Raw genomic sequence first — 21,361 nt, 5'->3', positions numbered from 1 at the left:
CCGTATGCCTATCTCAAAGATGTACTGACGCGGCTGCCGACGCAGCGTGCCAGTGAGATTGATCAACTGCTGCCGCATCGGTGGATGCCCGCCTGAGTCACGCAAGGTGACTTCGGCGGACGCTTACGTTTTACGGGCAGCTATGCTGACTGGTGTGATTGATAGTTCGACTCGATTTTTGAAGTGGGTCGGAGGGACGAATGAATCTTGAGGGCCTAGCCGAACTGCTTTCCGGTGGCGAAAAACTACCTGGATGTGAGCTAGCTCATTCAGACGCCTTGGCACTGGTCGGATTTTACTTCCCTGGACGCGCCTATTGTCTAGTCGCTGACTGGACAGTGGTTGATATAGCGGTCTCCCCCCGTCAGTTAAACGCCGTTGCTAGAAGAGGAGTCACTCCTACTTTGGTCAACGCTTTATGTGTTATCCACGATAGCAAAGGACGTTTCCCTCGCGGTCACTGGGTAAGAACTTCATTGGGGGTTTCGTTCACCCATGATTGCCTGTTCGAGACAAAAAACACCGTTTATGTGTTGATGGGACCCGGTCGAAGGGTACGAACAGACCTGGACGTCGCGCAGAGCCTGTACTGAAAGTCACTGGTGCGCAATGTGGCAGTCATCGACGTTCAGCGTTTTAGGTTTCGTCCGCCTCAGCCATCCCTATATTTTTCCGGTGCTTACCAAGACTTAGTGTTGGCCACGTATCAGCAATCGCCCCCTAGAACTTGGCTTGATAGGGGGTAGCCTGTCTACTTCAGAGGAGCCGAGCGGCGTGCTTGCTATAATTCAAACGAATGGTTCACACCCCCAGAATCCTCGGCGATGGCGGTTGGTTTTCTAAGGTTAAGCGCAAATTCTAGCGGAGTGGCAACACATGACTATGCCCTGCGAGCGTACCCGGAGTATCGTCCAAACAGGCGAGTTCTTGCGTGAGCTGTCCAGAGATCAGACTCTCCCAGAATCTGTTCGTCAGCAGGCAAAACGCCTCCTGCGGCATTACCCAGAACCATGGGTGATCTTTGGGATCGGCTCCTTCGAAGAGCTGCTTCAAACAAAGGGTCCGAGCGATCCAACGCGAGAGTTCGCGATAGTGGTCCACACTCCCCAGTTGAGCTCCAGCACTGACGGATAAGGCTGGAAAAACTTCCTCAGACTGAGTCTATGATAGAGACCATGGTCTGTGGCAATCCGCGATGGTGCTGTCCGCGCTTCAACGCTCCGACCCTCGTGTTGATGAACGGCATAGATTCTTATGCTGTATGCATGTACAGTTAATGGGTTCTTGCGGCCTTACTCATTGCCTAAGTGTTGAAGCCCTTAGGCGGTGTCATGTGCCGAGATAAGCCCTGAAGTTTGTTGGGTAAGGTGTTATTTTCAGTGATTCCATATTGATACTATCGGAACGGAATTCGACCTATGATCACACTGAAAACTGCCATTATTCACAGCTTCAAGAAGCTGGCCAAGACCAGCTTTATCTCCGAGGTGGTCAAGAAGGATGTGGCGCTCGATACTGAAAATCCTGCGTTGCATTTTCTGGTCAATGGCATCCACGGCCTCATCGGCAAAGAAGGCAACAGCGTGGTCTATGGACAGTTTGCCAATGATGACCGTCAGGGGCCGTTTCCAGAGCGCTTCACCGCGTTCGTAGAAGTACAAGATGATGAAGCGCAATTTATCGACTTGACCCACTTGGCAATGGACCAACTGGTGGAGCAAGCCGGTAATCAAGTCTTGTCGACTGGTGGACACATCCTTTGCGCCCAGTACACCTCGGGCGCAACCGACTTTTTCCTGGTCGCCAGCATGAAGGAGCGCGGTGGTATTCAGCTGGACGAAAACTATGTGCCGAAGGAAATTCAAGAGGTCGATCTCAACAAGGTTCAGCAGGCCGCCAGGATCAACTTGGCTAGCTTCGTGGCCATAAAGGCTATGGCTGCTGCGGCCGCTGCTGCGCCTGAGCAGGATGAGGATGACGCGGAGGATGAAGTGGATTCAACCTACCTGTGCTTCATCAGCCGCGGCCGTGATAGTCAGGCATCTGACTATTTCATTTCTGCACTGGGTTGTGCGAAAGGAGTGGCCTCCGGACGCGCTACCAAAAATGCCATTGATAACGTTGCCCGGTTTTTTCGCGACAACAAAGCGTTAAAAAGCTTTGGTTATAAGGCCAAAGAGGCGGTGATCAAATATCTGGAGGAGCAGTTGGCCGCAGGTAAGTCCGCACGCCTGGACGCCATCTGCCACGTCGCTGTCGCACACGTACCCGCTGACTTAGTGGATGAAATCGTTGGGCTGAAAGACTATTTGAATAGTGAGAAACATAAGGTGCCGGACGACTTTACGGTCAATGCGAAATCGCTGAAAGAGAAGACCCGTATCAAGGGGGACGCTGCTAACTGGTCGTTGCAATTCGAGCGTGGAGCGTTAGGTAAGGATCCGGCCGCAGACGTTTACTATGATGAGGGACGGAAGAAGTTGACCCTGTCCAATCTGACTGCCGAACTGGTTGGTGTGATCGAGAAAGAATTGCTGGCTAGGGCTGGCTAAGAATGTTTTCCAATGTGGTAGCTCTCTACCGTACCCTCGGAGCGCCCACCATTGAGGATGGGGTCATCCGCTATGAGGGGAGGCCAACGCCCGACATTATCGGTGCGTTGCGAATGTGTGATGACCTGCCCGCAGCTTATGGCAAGTTCGAGCATTGCTCTGAAGAAGCTGACTCTCTCGATATTGAGTTTCGCTTGCCATCGAACGAGTCGGGCCGGTTCTACGCGAACTTAGGCGAGTTTGTCGCTCGCAATGGCTCATTGGGCAAGGGCCAATTTCCGAGCAACGTGTACATTGTTGAGCTCAGTTGGGCGGATAGTGATGACACCGAACCTTCGGCGATTAAGGCGCTCAGGCGCGTCTGCCGGATGATCGAGCTGCTTGCACTGCTAGCGATCGGCGTCGACAAAGACAGCAGTCCAGATGGTTATAACCTGTTTTTTGCCTTGCCTCCCGATGGGGCTAAGCCTCCGAGAACTTTTCTGTTGCCTACCCAGGTTGACGTCAAGGTTCTTGACTATGAGCTCAACCACCTGAGTTTGTTGGAAGAAATACTCAATCGAAAAAACGAAAACAAGGCGCACCTCTCCGAACGAAAATTGATGATTCGGATGGCGGTGGCGAGCGTCATCGAGAAGTTTGAGAGCGAGCCGAATCTGTTCTTGGTGATCGTGCGGGAGTGGCGGGAGGTCCTCGCCACGTACCGTGCGAATCTGCAAACCTACGTCTATAGCTTCTCGTTTGAGCGGGCCCGGCGCGAGGTGGCCCAGGCTGAAATCGACTATGGCACTAAGCTTAGTGGAGTACTGGGCGACATCGCGGGCAAGATGCTTGCCCTGCCGATATCGTTAGCGGGTCTGGTCGTGCTGGAGAAAACAACCTCAAAATTCGAAGGTTTTATTCTTGTCCTTGGGCTAGCAGTGGTCTCTGTGGTTCTGCTTGCGATCCTGCACAATCAAATGCTGCAAACAGAGCGCCTGCTACACAGTTTCAATGTCATCTTCGATGATTTTAAGGACAAGATAAAAACCTATCCCCCAAAACTTCAGGGCTTGCTCAGGATCACCATCGACCAGGTCGACAAGCAGGGCCGAACGCTAACCAGGACCTTTCGCTTGCTGAAGGGGCTGTCCTTGCTGCCAATCGTCGGGGCCTTGCTGCTGGCCGCGATAAAATACTGGGATGGTTTCGTATGGCTATTGATGACCATCCTGTCGATCGTGTTTTCCGCGCTCAACGTAGCCCCGAACTTTCTCAGCCCGTAAAGGCTTTGCCTCATTTCTATGGAAAATTTTAAGGTGAAATAGGATTAGTAAGTTCAAACTGTTGAATAATGATCCACGCTGCCTACAATTGATCGAGGAAAAAATTTATGCTCGCAACAAACAGATGGCAGCTGAGCACGCAGCATCCTCAACGGAGCTGGAGCGTGCGGCGGTTTTCATAAAGGCTGCGCTTTGCAGGAAATCTGGCTTATCCCTCGGCCACGTCGTTTTCAATCGCTCAGTGATGAACGTTAAGAGATGAAAACCCACCATTTGAAACTCCTGAGGCCATCACAGTTGGCAGTCAGCAGGAGCTTGCCACGTAGTCTACGTAATGAAGGTCCCGCGTCTTACATTAGCGACGAGAAATCCCAGATGAGCGTTGAACTGAATGAGGAGGATATGCGCTTGGCGCTATTCGGCTCCCCAAAACAATCCGACCCCGTAGTACTCGCAAAGCCGCAGCCGAGTCCAACGTCCCGACTAAACTCTAAACCGCTATCACTGAAGCTGAGGGTGACACTGCACGTTACCAAGGACTTCGAAGGCGACGTGAGCGTGTTCATTTATGATGCGAACACGCTGAGTACTCTTATCGCGGAACAAGAGGCTAAAAAAGAAGCTAAAAAAAAGAAATTCAAATATTTCGATGTGGTCTCGGTCAAACCCATCCAGTAACTATCGTGTCGTTAAAGAGCGTGCTTCATTGCACTGCTCTTGCTCCCTATGCAATACCACTGACCAGCCAGTTGTTTTCTTGCAGACATTCGTTTGCATGTAACTTGACCAGTATGCGCCGTAATAGGGACTGGCTGATAAAGTCCAAAAGCAACAACTCCAGCAGTATTAAAAAATACTCGGTTTTTTGAACAAGCGGATGGGGAACTCCACAACACTACATCCGGAATATTTCCGCTATTGCTATCCCATTTTGGTTAGCGGCCACCGCCTTCCGGGTACAGCTATTACCGCATCCCAACTTGACCGCGGTCACTGCTTGAATCATATAAAGCTGTGTGATGGTCAGATTGGTCAGGTGAGCCAAAAATCTAAACGATCTCGGTTCGACTTCACTGTGACGATGCATCGAGAACTGATTTCAGCTCCTGAGCATGCGCACTTTCAGGTGTGGATTCGTGCTGCTGGTTAAGAGAATTCCTGAGAAAAGCCCTAGTAAAGGTAGAGCCACCCATCGGTTGGGGGCATGCCGCAAAAGTTAATTTTGAAAAAACAGGCGAACATTACAGAATTGTAATTTTTCAATCATCTCCCCGTTATCTTCAAATTGCAACGATACAAGTCGGCGACGATACGGGAGCAGAAACTGCTCCCGTAAACAATAATTCCAGCCGAAGAGCTTTCTAGTTCTGCCGAACCTAAGGAGTGATTAATGGATAACAATACGAAATTTTCGATGGCCGCTTTGGCGTTGGTTGTCAGTTCTGGGCCTTCTATAGTGTTTGCGGAGGAAAAGACTGGGGGGTTTATCGAAGACAGCAGCCTTACCGTGCTCAATCGAAATTTCTACTTCAATCGTGATCATCGTAACGGTCAATCAAGCCCCACGGGCAATGGCTACTCCGAAGCTTGGTCGCATGCGATTATCAGTAAGTTCGAATCCGGGTTTACCCAAGGCACTGTAGGCGTGGGCGTCGACGCTTTCGCGATGATCGGTTTGAAGCTTGATACGGGTGACGGTCGTAACGGCGGTCGTAGTTCATTCGATGTGCTACCTGTCAATGGCGACGGCGAAGCTCGAGATGAATACACGAAAGTCGGTGGCGCGGCAAAAGTTCGCGCTTTTGACACTGTGGTGAAAGTAGGTGATGTATTTCCCGCCAACCCTGTCGTGGCTTCTGGCGACTCAAGGCTTTTACCGGAAAGTTTCCGTGGTGTGACCGCTACCAATACCAGCATCGAAGGGCTGACAGTTCAGGGTGGTCGCCTGCATGCTATGAGTCAACCAGTCTCCAGCAATATGCGCGACAACTTCGCAACCTTCTATGCAGGCCCAGTTAACTCACCTTGGGTCGGCTATTTTGGTGGCGACTACAATGTGAATAAGAATATTATCGTTAGTCTTTACTCCAGTCGTCTCAAAGACGCCTGGAATCAATACTATGCTGGCACCGGGTTGAACTACTCCTTCTCTGATGAGCTTTCCGTATTCGGCGGTGTGAATTACTACAAGGCCGTTGACGAAGGGAAAAAACTGCTGGGCGAGTTCGACAACAATATTTGGAGCGCTAAGGTTGGCGTGAAGTATGGCGCACACTCACTTGCACTTTCTCACCAGCGAAATAATGGTAACGACGACTTCGACTATCTGCGTCAGTCGGATTCCATCTTTCTCGACAACTCAATCCAGTACAGCGACTTCAACTCGCCAAAAGAACGTTCATGGATGGTGCGTTACGACCTCGACATGAGCTCGTATGGTGTACCTGGCTTGTCGTTTATGACACGTTATGGTCGTGGCACCGACGCCGACTACTCCAACGCCAACGCCACATACATGCGGCGCGATGCGGATGGAAACCCGTTGACCGATCAGAAACGTTGGGAGCGCGACATCGAAGTAAAATACGTCGTTCAGACAGGCTCCTTGAAAGATATGTCCTTCCGCTTGCGACAAATGAACACCCGTGCAACCGCGTTTGAGTCTGATTTGGATGAAGTCCGTGTGATCGTTGAGTACCCACTAGCGATTCTGTAATACCTGAACGGGATAATTCGTTCTTCACGAATATCCCGTTTTCGCTAGAAAGATTTCAAAAATGTAATTTTTCAATCATCTTCATGTTAACTTGAATTGCTTATAGTGAGTGGGAGTTAATAGGAATCTAGCTAGCGCATCTGGTTGGAGTCCTATAGACAAGTAGCTAGTATGTGAAAATCTGAAACTCATCGCTGTTCAGTTAAAAGCTCCAAGCTCACCTTTAGAAGCTCCTTTGGAAAAAGGTGAATTTTTAAGACGTCCCTCGGGGCGTCTTTTTTATGACCGTTAAAACACGAGCATATAAAAAACGCCCGATACCTCTAAGTATTGAGGTTAATCGAGCGTTATAAATCCCTCTGACAGCAGCATAGCTGCTAGCCGCCTCGTTTACGACACTCTCCAGCCACAGTGTACCTAATTGTATTTAGCTGTCCTTTTGAATCTTCATAGGTCATTGCGGCGGGCACCACTGCGCAGACTTTTGCAGGCCGCACCACACTGATAACCTTCACAACATCCACCTTCATCCCGTACTCGTATTCTTTCGACACAGGGGCGCTTTTCCCCTGGCTAATTGCATACTGCTCCATGGCTTTAGCATTCGCCACCATCATCTTTTCAAAGGCTTTGTCTCCTCCCCCTTCCGCCAGTACGAGAGAGGATAACGTCAGAGCTCCAGCGAAAGTAATAATACTCATGAACTTCATATTTAGTACCTCATATATTAACTGTTACAAGGATATCAATTCGAACATTGCGATGGCGTGGCGGCTAGGTTACGAATGTGTAATAAAGCCGTAAAAAAAACCGCCGCCGGAAACCGGAAGCGGTTTTTTATACGCAGTACTACTACATTTTACCTGTCTCATCTTTAGCATCACTTGAAACCACGGGAACGCTCTTCCCTTCTCTAGCAACATATGCCTCCATTGCCACATCTCGCGCCGCCATCATTTTTTCGAAGGTTCTGTCCCCCCCACCTTCGGCTAAAGCAACTGAAGAAAGGATTAAAGCACCCGCAAGAGCGCAGATTTGAGCAATTTTCATACTGACACCTCATATAGTTAACGCTAGTAGGGTATCAATTCGAACCTATCAACACGGTGGCGCCAAGATTACAGATTCGTTATGTAGCTCACATAAAAAAGCCCACTATCGAATCTCGATAGTGGGCTTTTAAAACTAAAGAATTATACGGCTTCTATTTTATCGTCTTCGTCTTCGGCTTCTTCCTCGTCTCGGCGGTGCGCCCATTGATAAAGCGCAGGCAATATCAGCAGGGTCAACGCAGTTGAGGATAGGATGCCCCCGATCACCACGGTAGCCAGGGGTCTCTGGACCTCTGCCCCCGTTCCGGTGGCCAGTGCCATCGGAATAAAGCCAAGAGAGGCCACCAGAGCTGTCATCAACACTGGGCGCAAACGGGTAAGAGCCCCTTCATTGATTGCGGAACTCAACGAATGTCCTTCCTCCCGAAGATTGCGGATGAACGCAATCATCACCAGACCATTCAGCACCGCCACGCCCGACAACGCGATGAAACCAACACCTGCCGAGATCGACAGCGGGATGTCTCGGAGCCATAAAGCCATGACTCCCCCCGTCAATGCGAATGGAATACCGGTGAACACCAATAGGCCATCCTTGAGGTTGTTGAACATCATGAACAAGAGTGCGAACACCAAGAGCAGGGCCACCGGGACTACAATCTGTAGTCGCTTGGCAGCGGATTGGAGCTGCTCGAACTGTCCTCCCCAGTTGGTCCAGTAACCGGCCGGGATCTGCACTTCTTTATCAATGGCGCTACTGGCCTCCTGTACAAATGAGCCGATATCACGCCCACGCACGTTGGCGCTGACGATCACCAGACGTTTGCCGTTTTCACGACTGACCTGGTTAGGTCCCAACACTAGATCGAGGCTAGCCACCTCTGAAAGAGCAATAAACCCGATCTGATCGGCATTGGTGTTAAGCAGCGCCGGTACCGGGATTAGCAGTGTGGACAATCCCTCGAGATCCTTACGCATGGCGTCGGATAAACGCACCACCATGTCGAATCGGCGGTCTCCCTCATACATCGTACCGGCTTGACGACCACCGACCGCCACCGCAATGGTGTCTTGTACGTCGCCAACGTTCAGTCCGTAACGGGCGGCTTTGTCACGGTCGATGTTGATGGTCAGTACCGGCAGTCCCGACGTTTGCTCGACTTTGACCTCGGAGGCACCATTGATCTTCTGCATGGACGCGGCAATTTTTGCAGCGGTGCTGTTAAGCACCGCCATGTCATCACCGAAGACCTTGACCGCCACATCACTGCGCACGCCTGAAATCAGCTCGTTAAAACGCAATTGAATAGGCTGAGAAAGCTCATAGTTGCTTCCGGGCATTCCGGCTGTAGCTTTTTGGATATCAGCTACCAACGCCTCTCTGGATTTATTCGGATCAGGCCATTGATTCTTCGGCTTGAGCATCACGTAGCTGTCAGAGATGTTTGGTGGCATTGGGTCTGAGGCAATTTCTGCTGTACCAGTACGAGCAAACATCCGCTTGACCTCCGGTACCTTTGCTAACACAAGTCTTTCCAGACGTTGCTGCATTTCTACCGATTGCGTCAGGCTGGTACCTGGTACACGCAGTGCTTGTAACGCGAAATCCCCTTCACTGAGGCTCGGCACAAACTCGCTGCCCATTCGACTGGCGACCACACCGCACACCGCGATAACGGCTAGTGCTATGGCGAATGCCATTGATCGATGGCCCATGACCCATTCTAGCGCTGGCGCATACACCCGACGGGCGCCACGCATGATGATGTTCTCTTCTTCCTTGACCTTACCGGTGACGAACATCGCAATCGCCGCCGGGACAAAGGTCACCGACAACAGCATCGCGCCGAGCAAGGCAATCACCACAGTAAACGCCATCGGGTGAAACATTTTTCCTTCGACGCCGGTGAGGGCAAAAATCGGTAGGTACACGACCATGATGATCAACTGGCCGAAAATCAGCGGTCGGCGTGCTTCCTTGGCCGCCGCGAACACTTCGTGAAAGCGTTCGGAGCGGGTGAGGATGCGTCCGTGGTGTTGCTGTGCATGGGCCAGACGACGGATGGCGTTTTCGACAATGACCACCGCGCCATCAACGATGATGCCAAAGTCCAACGCTCCGAGGCTCATCAGGTTGGCGCTGACCTTGTTGGTGAACATGCCAGTGAATGTGAATAGCATCGCGAGCGGGATCACCATGGCAGTGATCAGAGCGGCGCGAATGTTGCCAAGGAACAGGAACAGAATCGCGATTACCAGAATCGCACCTTCAATCAAGTTCTTCTTAACGGTGGCAATCGCCTTGTCCACCAAATTGGTACGGTCATAGACGGTGACTGCCACCACCCCTTTTGGCAGTGAGCGGTTGATTTGCTCAAGCTTGCTGGCAACGGCCTGGGCCACGGTGCGGCTGTTCTCACCGATCAGCATGAACACTGTGCCGAGCACCACTTCACGACCGTTTTCGGTCGCGGCCCCCGTGCGCAATTCACGGCCGATGTCCACGGTTGCGACGTTCTTGACGCGGATGGGCGTACCGTCGACGTTGGCCATGACGATATTGGCGATATCGTCGGTGGTCGCTACTTGGCCGGGTGCGCGAATCAGTAACTGTTCGCCACTGTGTTCGATGTAACCGGCACCGACGTTAGCGTTGTTGCGCTCCAGCGCTGTAACAAGGTCAGTCAGCGTAAGCTTGTAAGCCGCCAAGCGTTTTGGATCAGGCGCAATCTGGTACTCCTTGGCGAACCCGCCAATGGTATTGATTTCGGCGACCCCGGGAACATTGCGCAGCTGAGGTTTTATGATCCAGTCTTGGATCACCCTCAGGTCGGTCGGCGTATAGGGGTTGCCGTCCTCCTTGACAGCACCTTCTTCAGCCTCGACCGTCCACAGGAAAATTTCACCCAGACCGGTTGAGATCGGCCCCATGACGGCTTCCACACCCTCGGGCAGTTGCTCCTTGGCCACCTGCAACCGTTCGTTGACCAATTGTCGGGCGAAGAACAGGTCAGTGCCTTCCTTGAAGATCACTGTGACTTGCGACAAACCCGAGCGTGACAGCGAGCGAGTTTGTTCTAGAGCCGGCAAACCAGCCATTGCAGTTTCGATGGGGAACGTGATGCGCTGCTCGGTTTCCAGTGGTGAAAAACCTGCTGCCCCTGTGTTGATTTGCACCTGGACGTTGGTGATATCGGGAACGGCGTCGATCGGCAGCTTCTGGTAGCTGGCTATACCGAGGCCGGCCATGAGGAGAACCGCGAGCAGCACGATGATGCGCTGCTCGATGGCAAATTGGATCAGGCGTTCGAACATGAGAACCTTCTCGTGGAAGTGGCGGATCAGTGGGCGTGTTCAGCCGAGGCTTTACCCAGTTCTGATTTCAGAATGAAACTGCCGGCAGCGGCGACTTGAACACCGGGCTCCAGGCCCTCCGTGATCTCGACCAGACCCGCCGAACGGCCACCTGTCTCCACTGGCTGAGCTTTAAACCCGTCGTCCGTTCGAACGAAAACAGTTTGCTTGTCCTCGACCGTCTGGATAGCCGCTTCTGGTACTGCGACCTTTGTTTGCCGAGTATCAGTGTCAACCTGCACGGTCACGAATAGCCCGGGACGCCATGCACCTTGTGGATTGGCCAAGGTCACGCGGACCGTGGCTGTACGAGTTTGCTCGCCCAACAAACTGCCGACATAGGCCACGGTTCCAGTGACTTCGGCATTCAGTTCCGGCGCACTGACCGTGACCGACTTGCCCACCAGTACCTTGTTTAAATCCTTTGGCGAGACACCAAAGGTCACCCACACACGCGACAAGTCGGAGAGGGTGAAGGCATTAGTGGTTTCGCTGACAACCTCACCGAGGCCCAAGTGTTTCTCAACGACAACCCCGTCAAACGGCGCACGCAATTCATATCGGTTACCCCCGCTGGTGACCGAGCTGCCACTGAGTACGCTGATTTTTTGTCGAGCATTGCTGAGGGCGATTTCGGCTTCTTGCAAAGCCTGGCGGGCTTGCAGGAAATCCTGTTCGGCAGAGATTTTGTCCTGCCATAACTGTCGCTCTCGCTCGTAGGTAGTACGGGCCAACTCAAGACGACGTTGCGCCGCGGCTTGTTCACTACGCTGATCAGAAATTTGTTGGCTGGCGATCACGGCCAGCAACTGGCCTTTTTTCACCGGTTGACCAAGATTGACATGGACCGACTCGACGACACCGGGTACGCGGGGCACCACATGCGCAGTGCGGTCTTCATCAAAACGGATTTCTCCAGGAAAGGGCAATGAAAGGCTAATACTCTGCGCCTTGGCTTCGACCAACTGGATGCCGGCTGAGCTGATCTGCTCTTCGCTCAGAGTCAAGTGACCTTCTTCCGCTTCGCCTTCGGCGTGTTCGCCCTCGGCCGATTTCTTGCCAGTAGTTTCATCGCCGTGATCGTCATGGCCTTTGCCCTCCTGAGCCTGAGCCTGAGCTTCGGCTGAGGGCACCGATGGGCTGCCCATCCACAACGAGCCGATGCCTATACCCACCGTCAAGGTCAGTGCAGTGACGAGAATTAGTTTTTTATCCATGGAAACTCCCTGCGCAGCCCAGTCGGCAGTCACGGATTACCGTGGTATTGCGATGCTGAGCAGCGGTAAAAAAAGCGTTATATGAAATTCACGGAGTACGAGTGAGAAGGGCGACATCTCCGAAAATTCGCTCGATGCGCACCCAGGCGTCTGTCGCCTCGGCGATAGCCTGGATGTATTGCGTGCGGGCGCTAATCAAGGTGCGCTGAGCATCGAGTACGTCGAGGAAGTTAAACTTGCCCATTTCGAAACCTCGGGTAGCGGTGTCGACGGCACTTTGCGCGGCAGGCAGGATGGTTTGATTGAACGACGCGACTTCAGTGTTAGCCGTCATCCACTGATCCAGGGTGGTCTGGATTTCTGTGCGCAGGCGTAACTCACTGGCGTTACGAAGGTCGCGGGCTTGATCGGTACGGCGGGCAGCGGCTAGTACGTTGCCCTGGTTACGGTTAAACAATGGGATGGGCATAGACAGCCCCACAACATTCACCCGCTCGCGCTCGCGCTCGTCGTATTGGCTCCCGATACTCACGGTGAGGTCGGGAATTCGCTGAGCCTTCTCCAGGCCAAGGGAGGCTTCCCGCTGATCTATTTGCAGTTTTGCCAATCGTAGCTCCGCGGTTTCACCTATGCGATTAAGCAGCAGTGACGAATCCGGTACGGTTGGCATCGACCGGCCTGGATCACCCACAGACACGAATGCAGGCAAAGGCGCGCCCATGACCTGAGCGAGTCGCTGGTAGGCACTGGCCTCATCCCGCTCAGCCCGCCTCAGCTCCAGACGCACTTCTGATAGCTGAACCTCTGCGCGAGTACCTTCAACGGGTGAGGATTTACCACTCTTGATGCGACCTTGAGCTACACGCAAACCGCGCTCGGCGAGCTCAAGTGATTGACGTGATAACAGCAGCCTTTGCTGAGCCGTCGAGGAGCTGTAAAACGCCTGAATGACATCGGCACGCAGAACATTGCGTTTGCGTTCCAATTCAATCCCGGCCGCGTCTTGAGCTCGACTGGCCACCTCGATCCTAGCCCCGCGCTTACCGCCAAGCTCGATCGGCTGGTTGATCATTACCGTCGTAGTGCGCGAGTTTCGCCGAGTATCTTCAGCCTCCCAGGAAACCTCAGGGTTAGGGATCAACCCTGCCTGCTGTCGCTCTCCCTGAGCAATACCAGTCTCCCATTGAGCGGCCGCCAGATCAGGGTTATTGGCAAAAGCAGTTTCAAGCGCCTGATCCATTGTGAGCATTTGAGCGGTCGCCGCAAACAAAGGACTAGTAAAAAGCGCAAGGATCGAAATGAGACCTGCTCTTAGCATGGTCTTATGCGTGATTGGGTGAGCAATAAACTTTCTACACCGAAGTAATTCCATCATTCCTTAAACCTTTAAAACAAAAAGAATTTCCCATGAGGCAAATGTAATTCTCCGCACCTATCAACAAGGTGACTGAAAAATTACAAATACGTTATCCAGCGGAAAAACCTCAATTAATGCATTAGGATGAAGTCAATAAGTGCTCGCGCCAAGAAACAACCCGAAACAAAAAAGGGGCGCCGAACCTAATACTTTGGGAGGTAAAGGAAACATGACGAACCTTGCAAAGCTTTAAAAAGACCATATTGCGAATAAAATTAAAGATGTAGCCAGAATCGAAACGTTTATACAGATTAATAATGCCCTTAAACCATGTTTAACGAGCATCAAATCATTCCGATACATTTACCAGAGGGTGAAATCCTATGCGAATCCTTGTGATAGAGGACGAGCTGAAGACTGCTGAGTACTTACATCAAGGCCTGACTGAAAGTGGCTATATTGTAGACTGCGCATCGACCGGGGCTGATGGACTCCATCTAGCACGTCAGCAAGCTTATGATCTGGTAATACTAGACGTAAATCTACCTGAAATTGACGGTTGGGACGTTCTTGAAAATATTCGGCAGACTAGTAGCACTCGGGTAATGATGCTGACTGCAAGAGGGCGTCTGGCAGACAAAATCAAAGGATTGGATTTGGGAGCCGATGATTACCTGGTCAAGCCATTTGAATTCCCTGAGTTGCTTGCAAGAGTACGCACTTTAATGCGTCGCAGCGAACATATTCCAGTTCCGGAGGTATTAAAAGTCGCTGACCTTGAACTTGATCAAGGCAGACATCGCGCATTCCGCGGAAAGCAACGCATAGATCTGACGACAAAGGAGTTCGCGCTGCTTCATCTGTTGATGCGTCAATCAGGAGAGGTGTTATCTCGCACTCAAATTATCTCTTTAGTGTGGGATATGAACTTTGACTGCGACACAAACGTTGTCGAAGTTTCGATACGAAGATTGAGAGCAAAAATAGATGATCCATTTGAAACAAAATTAATACATACCCTTCGTGGCGTAGGCTATGTATTGGAGGCGAGGAAATGAAACCGGTCAGCCTATCGATGCGGCTGGGGTTGACAGTTAGCATTATGGGAGCGGTACTAGTAGTGCTTTTAGCGATACTAGCTTTTTTAGCGCTTACTCACGAACTTGATTCGCGCGCAAAAAATAGCTTAGAGAAGAAGATGAGTCAGATTGAGCACAGTCTACTGATGGATATTAGTACCCGCGACATGAGTTTAAAACCACACGTGCTATTAGATCAAGTGCTGGGACACGACAATCTTAACCTGACCATCTTTGATGATGACAACATGAGTGAACCTCTGCTGAGTTTTGGAGCAGATATACCTGAAGTATCTACGAATCAAGCCGGAACAGCCGCCAGTAATAAGCTGTCGTACTATTCCCCAGCCGAAGAGTCCGGAATCCACATCCTCACCGCCTCTAAGCTCATGAAATTAAAGGATGGTGAGTTCGTATCGGTCCTACTGTCTATTGATCGCTCGAATGATGAAACGCTATTGAGCGCCTACCTGAGTTCGACCATTGTAGCGGTTCCACTGTTGCTGATTCTGATTGGTATCAGCGCCTGGGCTATTGTGCAACGTGGCTTATCCCCCCTTCGGGAATTCCGGAAAGTTGCAGCAATGGTGTCGGCCCAGGATTTAAGTCATCGACTCTCAGTTGTCAAGATGCCCCAAGAACTCAGTGAGCTTGCTCACGGTATAAACTTCATGCTGCACCGTCTTGACGGCGGAGTTCAACAACTATCGCAATTCTCTGATGACTTGGCGCATGAGCTGCGGTCACCGATTACGAACCTTATGGGGAAAGCTCAGGTAACACTTTCTCGAGAACGCCCGGCAAAAGAGTACAAGGCTGTTTTAGAGTCATGCACCGAGGAACTAGGACGAGTCACCAGAATTGTTTCAGACATGCTTTTCTTGGCCCAAGTTAGTCATCCGGCCGCACTCGTGCCGTTTGAAAGCATTTTACTAGAGGATGAAGCCCTAAAAGTCATCGACCTTTTTTCGCTATCGGCTGAGGAAAAGAGCGTTGGTATAACTGTCAGCGGATGGGGTAAAGTTTTAGGTGATCGGCTCATGATTCAACGGGCTATTTCCAATCTTTTATCAAATGCCATTCGTCACTGCCCAGCAGGGCAGTCCATTGCTATAGCGATTGAAACGCAATCTGAAAAAGTCTCCCTATCAATAAGCAATCCTGGGGTAGGAATTGAGCACCAGCACTTGTTTCACATTTTCGATCGCTTCTATCGTGTGGATAACAGTCGCTCACGAGCTGAAGGTGGTACTGGATTAGGGTTGGCCATTGTCCGATCCATCATGAGCCTGCACCAGGGAATGGCAGAGGTCCAAAGTATGCCGGGCCATCTGACAGTTTTTCAACTTACATTTCCAAAATATAATGCACAAAGCAACTTAAAAGCCCAAAAACAAAAGTAGTGATTTTAGTAAAGCCGTAACTAAAATCACGATAAACAATAGTCCAAAAACGCGAATCCGAAAATGCATAGAGCATAGATAGCGCGGGGTACTTAAAAATCGCAAAGCGAGATCAACTCCCCTTGGTACATCCTGCCAGTCTCCCCAAAAAATGCGTGCAGCATTAAATTGACTATCTGCGCCGTAACACTTCGAAACGATTCCCCATAGATATCAGCCGAGCGGAGCTTGGCTTCTGGCTGAAATAAATGTACGGGAGTCGCGCATTAACATGCCTGCGACATATAGTCGCAAATACTTTTATCGTAAAATGTCCTCCTCCTGTTGACCCTGTAGCAGCTTCAGGCTTGATACTGATCACTTGAGCAATGCGCGGTTTTGAGATTTTTATGATCGAATAGTTCTACATCATTTCTTAGTCGGGCACTTAAATAAACTTCGAAATTTTATTATTCAATTCATATTACATAGGGCGGCACTACCATGCGAATGCTTGTAGTTGAGGATGAGCTTAAAACTGCCGAATACCTGCATCAGGGTTTGACTGAAAGCGGCTATATAGTAGACCGCGCGGCGAATGGTACGGATGGACTTCACCTTGCGCGTCAACAAACCTACGACTTGGTAATACTTGACGTCGATCTACCACAACTTGATGGCTGGGGTGTGCTCGAGCGACTGCGCCAAAGCAGTAACACCCGGGTCATGATGCTAACCGCTCGCGGGCGCCTGGCGGACAAGATCCGCGGCCTGGACCTGGGTGCCGATGACTATCTGGTCAAGCCATTCGAATTTCCGGAACTGTTGGCCCGGGTACGAACTTTAATGCGTCGCAGCGAACAAGTTTCCGTCCCTGAGGTCTTGAAAGTCGCCGATCTGGAACTCGACCAGGGCCGCCATAGGGCCTTCCGGGGCGAGCAGCGTATCGACCTGACGACCAAGGAATTTGCTTTGCTGCACCTTTTGATGCGCCAGTCGGGTGAGGTGCTTTCCCGCACTCAGATCATTTCATTGGTCTGGGACATGAACTTCGACTGCGACACCAATGTGGTCGAGGTTTCAATCCGCCGCCTGAGGGCCAAGATTGATGATCCTTTTGACAAGAAGCTAATCCATACCCTGCGCGGCGTTGGCTATGTACTGGAGGCCCGGGAATGAAGTCGGCAAGCCTGTCGATGCGGCTGGGTTTGGCGGTGAGTATCATGGGCGCATTGTTGGTGTTATTTCTGGCGGTTCTTGCGTTCCTCGCGCTAACGCATGAGTTAGATAAACTGTCAAAAGACAACTTGAGCGAGAAAATGCGGCAAATCGAGCACAGTCTTTCGCTGTATGAAAAACCTGTCGACATCAACATTAAACCGCACGTTTTGCTGGATCAGGTGATGGGGCATGACCACCTCAACCTTACCATTTATGACCTGATAAATATGAGGACGCCGCTCTTGAAGTCAGGCTTTGGCTTGACGGACCCCAGGGCGGAGTTGAAGGCGGCAGGGGCTGCCACCGACAAGGTGTCGTACTCCCGAAGCACCGATGATCAGGGCCGGCACTTCCTGACTGCATCCAGACTGATCCGCTTGCCGAACGGTACGAATGTCGCCGTATTGCTGTCGCTTGATTGCGCCAACGATGAAGCGCTGCTCAGCACATATCTAAGCTCGACGATCATGGCCTTGCCGTTGCTGCTGCTACTTATCGGCCTCAGTGCCTGGGCAGTGGTAAAACGGGGGCTCGCGCCGCTGCGGGAGTTTCGCAAGGTGGCCGCCATGATCTCTGCTCAGGACCTCAGCCATCGACTCTCGGTGGTCAAGATGCCGCAGGAGCTCAGCGAACTGGCCCATGGCATCAACTTCATGCTGCACCGACTAGACAGCGATGTTCAGCAGTTGTCGCAGTTCTCCGATGACTTGGCCCACGAACTACGAGCACCCATTTCCAACCTGATGGGCAAAGCCCAGGTGACGTTGTCCCGGGAGAGGCCGGCCGAGGAGTACAAAGCGGTTTTGGAGTCCTCCACCGAAGAGCTTGGGCGCGTAGCCCGGATTGTCTCGGACATGCTTTTCCTGGCACAGGTCAGTCATCCCGCTGCGCTGGTCCCGTTTGAGACCATTGCTCTGGAGGATGAAGCCTTGAAGGTCATCAATCTGTTTTCACTGTCGGCGGAAGATAAACAGATCAGCGTGAGCGTTACTGGCAGGGGGTCGACCATTGGTGATCGGTTGATGATTCAGCGGGCAATTTCCAACCTGATGTCCAATGCAATCCGCCATTGCCCAGTAGGCCAAGCCATCACAATCACCATCGAAGTCCATGCCACAGAAGTCTCGCTACATGTAGCCAACCGAGGCGCAGGTATTGAACCTCAACACCTACCGCACTTATTCGATCGCTTTTATCGAGTTGACACTCATCATTCGCGCGCTGGAGGAAGTACCGGGCTTGGTTTAGCCATTGTGAAATCAATCATGAGTTTGCATCAGGGAGTCGCAGAAGTTAATAGCCGCCCGGGTAAGATCACGACCTTCAAGCTGGGTTTTCCAAACATCCATGGACACACCAACTGGTGATACCAACCATTGAAAAAACAGCCCTTATTCACGTCATTCGTTCATTCGTGCGTGTTACGACACACACCAATAATTTGGTATTCAATAGTGTGAAGCTTTCCAGCTGAGTCCTCATAGGTCATTCGAAAAGGTACAATGTTGCAAGAGCGAATTGGTGGGGTCATACTCACCACTTTTGCGATATCAAACTTCATTCTATAGTGATATTTCTGAATTTCCGGAGCGGTCTTGCCTTTTTGCGCAGCGTAGGCGGCCATTGCTTTCTGATTTGCTTCCATGGCGTTGACAACGTTGCGATCACCACGGCTTTCAGCGAATTCTATCGAAGGCAATGATTGCGTCAGTGCAACAATACTTAGTTTTAACAGACTCATAGCAGAGTCTCTTTGAAGTAGTTACAAAGCTGTTAAACTTAAGTACGTTAACGAGGTAAATCTTTATTAATTGTCTAATGAGAATTACTTATTTGTAATTTCCAACCGTTATCCTCACAAGCTCAGTGAAGTAACATAATCAGCCAAGCACAGTGCTTCCCCACCCCGAAGACGATTTTCGTAATCTAATAGAACTGTGATTTTAGAGTGGCATTTGTGTGTTCTGTTTATAAAGTTGTTGCCGATTATTTCACATAACTTCAAAATTCGAGGGATTAAGAGGGCTCATTGATCACGCTTTTCGAGAACATATCCAACACCGCGCAAGGTATGGATTAGCTTGTTGTTGAAAGGATCATCAATCTTGGCCCGAAGCCTTCTCATCGACACTTCAACAACATTGGTGTCGCAATCAGCACTCCGCCCCCAGACAGAGGACATGATTTGCGTGCGCGACAGCGCCGTACCAGTCTGGCGCATCAAGAGGTATAGCAGGGCGAACTCCTTGGTGGTCAGCTCAATCCGCTGCTCGCCTCGGAAGGTCCGGTGTCTACCAAGATCGAGTTCCAGGTCCCCGACACACAGCACGTCGGGCAATGCCGACAATACAGCGCGACGCATCAGAGTGCGTACTCGGGCCAGCAGCTCTGGAAACTCAATTGGTTTGACCATGTAATCGTCCGCGCCTAGGTCGAAACCCTTGATTTTTTCCTCCAGACTACCTTTAACGGTAAGTATCATGATGGGCGAAATAGTGACCTTGCGAATACTTACAAGTAGGCCCCAATCGTCACGTTGCGGTAGGTTTGCGTCAAGCACTACAAGATCATAAGCCTGTTGGCAGACCAAGCGTAAGCCATCGATTCCGCTGGCGACGCAATCAACGATAAATCCGCTTTCGGTCAGCCCCTGGTGCAAATAATGGGCAGTTTTCGGCTCGTCTTCTATTATCAAAATACGCATTTTTCATAAAGTCTCGACACTAAATAATAAATCATCCTTACACACGTATAGAAAATTTTATTTACCGATAAACTTCAACATATTTGCGTTGTACGATTTTAGTCAGTAAGGAGCTATTGCGCGCTGTTGTGGCTCCGTTATGTTATCGACGTCAAACATACAAATATACAAATATACAAATATACAAATATACAAATATGCAAATATACAAACATACAAACATACAAACATACAAACATACAAACATACAAACATACAAACCTACACACTAAGTAGATCTTAGACTAATTGTCCGCGGCAGAGGGGGGATAACAAATTTGTAATTCTTCTGTCACCCTTCTGATAACTGTTCAGCAGTACATTGAGCCTGCAAAAAATCTATGCGTCATAGGATCCTGCGGTCGTGTCGACTTCTGATCGAATTCAGCCGGCAGAAATCGATCAGAAGTCTTTTAGACCATCAAATATTTATGAGTTAACAAAGAAACTGCGCACTTTGGGGGCGTAAATCTCGTTATGCCATCTCGCATTAGAAAAATGTTGTGGGCGGCTGGCCCACCGTCTCGTGTTTCGTCGTTGATGACGGCGTTGCTTCGGGCAACCCACGCCGAGGCTGTGACCAAACCTCAAATAGCATTGACCAATAACCCAAGCCTCGCAGATGCACAGTGGGAAATCCAAACTGCCCAAGCCGGGCAGCAACAGACTGATTTGATCCCCAATCCAGTACTAATAATAGATGCCCAAGCCTTCCGCGAAAATTCGAACACTACCAACGTTAAGCTCCGCCGGACACCGAAAAGGTGCCGCAAAAGTCACGCATGGATTGAGGTCGCATCTAAGAGTAAAGGCATAGTGGCGCTGGAGTCTAAACACTGCCGTAATGACTTGCGCCCCGATGATCGAAGTTTTTTACGGCGTCATGCTTGCACAGCAAGGTCTGATTTCAGCTCAGAGTTCGCACTGTCTGGCGGAACGATGACCAGCATCCGGAAGCGGTTGAACCTGGTGGGCGCTTCAACGCCGATTTTGTTTTTCGGCCGCAAACTAAAAAGCATTTCGTCGGAGGCTAGCCGCACCTATCAGTCTCGTGATATGCACAACGTCGCCGAACCGCGCCTGCGGTACGAAATCCATCTTGCTGTAGACAAGCGCTCGATGGCCCACAGAGAAAAGAAGTTCTTCAGTCAAGTGATCCTTCCCGCCGCACGAAGCGCCAAGGACTCCAACACTAATTTCTTTGAAATATCCAACCGCAAGTTTACGGGTGTTCTGGGCCCTCTGCGCACCCGTATCCAATACCTCGCTTCAGCACAACTACTGGCGTTCAAGGACGAATCGAGCGGATCTACAGCCACGTCACTTACTTGGGGTGCTACCTCATGAAAAAGATTTTCATCAGCGTGGGGTGTCTGGCGGTTTGGCTAGTCGCAGATCGCCAACTAGCTGACGAGAACGTTCA

General features: G+C 50.9%; 17 protein-coding genes and 1 pseudogene. 11 read left to right on the top strand and 7 right to left on the bottom strand.

Annotated elements, in window-relative coordinates; all coding sequences use genetic code 11:
• The 6 genes and pseudogenes from QMX98_RS13365 to QMX98_RS13345 all read left to right on the top strand — a co-directional run.
• Positions 1-96: transposase domain-containing protein (locus QMX98_RS13365; protein WP_045059740.1), on the top strand; the 96-nt coding region annotated here is incomplete at its 5' end.
• A 780-nt stretch (positions 97-876) separates the two neighbouring features.
• A pseudogene (locus QMX98_RS35095) lies at positions 877-1,008 on the top strand (BPSL0761 family protein); the annotation flags it as partial.
• Between the two features lie 410 nt (positions 1,009-1,418).
• On the top strand, positions 1,419-2,552 hold the full coding sequence (locus QMX98_RS13360; protein ID WP_045060514.1) for a nucleoid-associated protein: 1,134 nt from the start codon (positions 1,419-1,421) through the stop codon (positions 2,550-2,552).
• A gap of 2 nt (positions 2,553-2,554) precedes the next feature.
• Entirely contained in the window at positions 2,555-3,817 is a 1,263-nt protein-coding gene (locus tag QMX98_RS13355; protein ID WP_115146710.1) for a hypothetical protein, read from the top strand.
• Positions 3,818-4,192: 375 nt separating this feature from the next.
• Entirely contained in the window at positions 4,193-4,495 is a 303-nt protein-coding gene (locus tag QMX98_RS13350; RefSeq protein WP_045061356.1) for a hypothetical protein, read from the top strand.
• Positions 4,496-5,207: 712 nt separating this feature from the next.
• A complete protein-coding gene (locus tag QMX98_RS13345) occupies positions 5,208-6,533 on the top strand; it encodes an OprD family porin (protein ID WP_045061357.1) in 1,326 nt (441 codons plus the stop codon).
• 377 nt (positions 6,534-6,910) lie between these two features.
• Here QMX98_RS13345 and QMX98_RS13340 read toward each other — a convergent pair whose 3' ends face one another.
• From QMX98_RS13340 to QMX98_RS13320, 5 genes are all read right to left on the bottom strand, one after another.
• Positions 6,911-7,243, bottom strand: coding sequence for a DUF2790 domain-containing protein (locus QMX98_RS13340; protein ID WP_017341680.1), 333 nt, complete (start codon positions 7,241-7,243; stop codon positions 6,911-6,913).
• 142 nt (positions 7,244-7,385) lie between these two features.
• Positions 7,386-7,583, bottom strand: coding sequence for a co-regulatory protein PtrA N-terminal domain-containing protein (locus tag QMX98_RS13335; RefSeq protein ID WP_017341679.1), 198 nt, complete (start codon positions 7,581-7,583; stop codon positions 7,386-7,388).
• Between the two features lie 143 nt (positions 7,584-7,726).
• Positions 7,727-10,900: a CusA/CzcA family heavy metal efflux RND transporter gene (locus QMX98_RS13330; RefSeq protein ID WP_045061358.1), complete on the bottom strand. Its 3,174-nt coding sequence runs from the start codon at positions 10,898-10,900 to the stop codon at positions 7,727-7,729.
• A 26-nt stretch (positions 10,901-10,926) separates the two neighbouring features.
• Positions 10,927-12,156 carry an efflux RND transporter periplasmic adaptor subunit gene (locus QMX98_RS13325; RefSeq protein ID WP_045061359.1) on the bottom strand — a complete coding sequence of 410 codons (1,230 nt, stop codon included), beginning with the start codon at positions 12,154-12,156 and terminating at the stop codon, positions 10,927-10,929.
• A gap of 88 nt (positions 12,157-12,244) precedes the next feature.
• Entirely contained in the window at positions 12,245-13,474 is a 1,230-nt protein-coding gene (locus QMX98_RS13320) for a TolC family protein (protein ID WP_225568990.1), read from the bottom strand.
• Positions 13,475-13,896: 422 nt separating this feature from the next.
• On the opposite strand from QMX98_RS13320, the gene QMX98_RS13315 reads away from it, so the two are divergent.
• From QMX98_RS13315 to QMX98_RS13300, 4 genes are all read left to right on the top strand, one after another.
• On the top strand, positions 13,897-14,571 hold the full coding sequence (locus QMX98_RS13315; protein WP_045061360.1) for a heavy metal response regulator transcription factor: 675 nt from the start codon (positions 13,897-13,899) through the stop codon (positions 14,569-14,571).
• The gene (locus QMX98_RS13310; RefSeq protein ID WP_045061361.1) at positions 14,568-15,995 is read left to right on the top strand and encodes a heavy metal sensor histidine kinase; all 1,428 of its coding nucleotides are present in this window, start codon (positions 14,568-14,570) and stop codon (positions 15,993-15,995) included. The genes QMX98_RS13315 and QMX98_RS13310 overlap by 4 nt, the downstream gene beginning before the upstream one ends.
• 483 nt (positions 15,996-16,478) lie before the next feature.
• Positions 16,479-17,153, top strand: a complete 675-nt coding sequence (locus QMX98_RS13305) for a heavy metal response regulator transcription factor (protein ID WP_045061362.1) — start codon at positions 16,479-16,481, stop codon at positions 17,151-17,153.
• Positions 17,150-18,562: a heavy metal sensor histidine kinase gene (locus QMX98_RS13300; protein ID WP_115146708.1), complete on the top strand. Its 1,413-nt coding sequence runs from the start codon at positions 17,150-17,152 to the stop codon at positions 18,560-18,562. Before QMX98_RS13305 ends, QMX98_RS13300 begins: the two co-directional genes overlap by 4 nt.
• Positions 18,563-18,603: 41 nt before the next feature.
• Here QMX98_RS13300 and QMX98_RS13295 read toward each other — a convergent pair whose 3' ends face one another.
• Together QMX98_RS13295 and QMX98_RS13290 are read right to left on the bottom strand one after the other, a co-directional pair.
• Positions 18,604-18,936, bottom strand: a complete 333-nt coding sequence (locus tag QMX98_RS13295; RefSeq protein WP_045061364.1) for a DUF2790 domain-containing protein — start codon at positions 18,934-18,936, stop codon at positions 18,604-18,606.
• 285 nt (positions 18,937-19,221) lie between these two features.
• Positions 19,222-19,899 (bottom strand): heavy metal response regulator transcription factor, encoded by a 678-nt coding sequence (locus QMX98_RS13290; RefSeq protein ID WP_090470194.1) that lies wholly within the window; start codon positions 19,897-19,899, stop codon positions 19,222-19,224.
• Positions 19,900-20,478: 579 nt separating this feature from the next.
• Between QMX98_RS13290 and QMX98_RS13285 the strand changes: the two genes are divergently transcribed.
• Positions 20,479-21,285: a hypothetical protein gene (locus QMX98_RS13285; protein WP_282410881.1), complete on the top strand. Its 807-nt coding sequence runs from the start codon at positions 20,479-20,481 to the stop codon at positions 21,283-21,285.
• Positions 21,286-21,361 lie beyond the last annotated feature (76 nt).

This window comes from Pseudomonas sp. PS02303, assembly GCF_029959925.1.
Taxonomy (GTDB): Bacteria; Pseudomonadota; Gammaproteobacteria; order Pseudomonadales; family Pseudomonadaceae; genus Aquipseudomonas; species Aquipseudomonas mandelii.
Note: the sequence above shows the minus strand (reverse complement) of the source record. Positions and strands in the feature narration are given on the sequence as shown.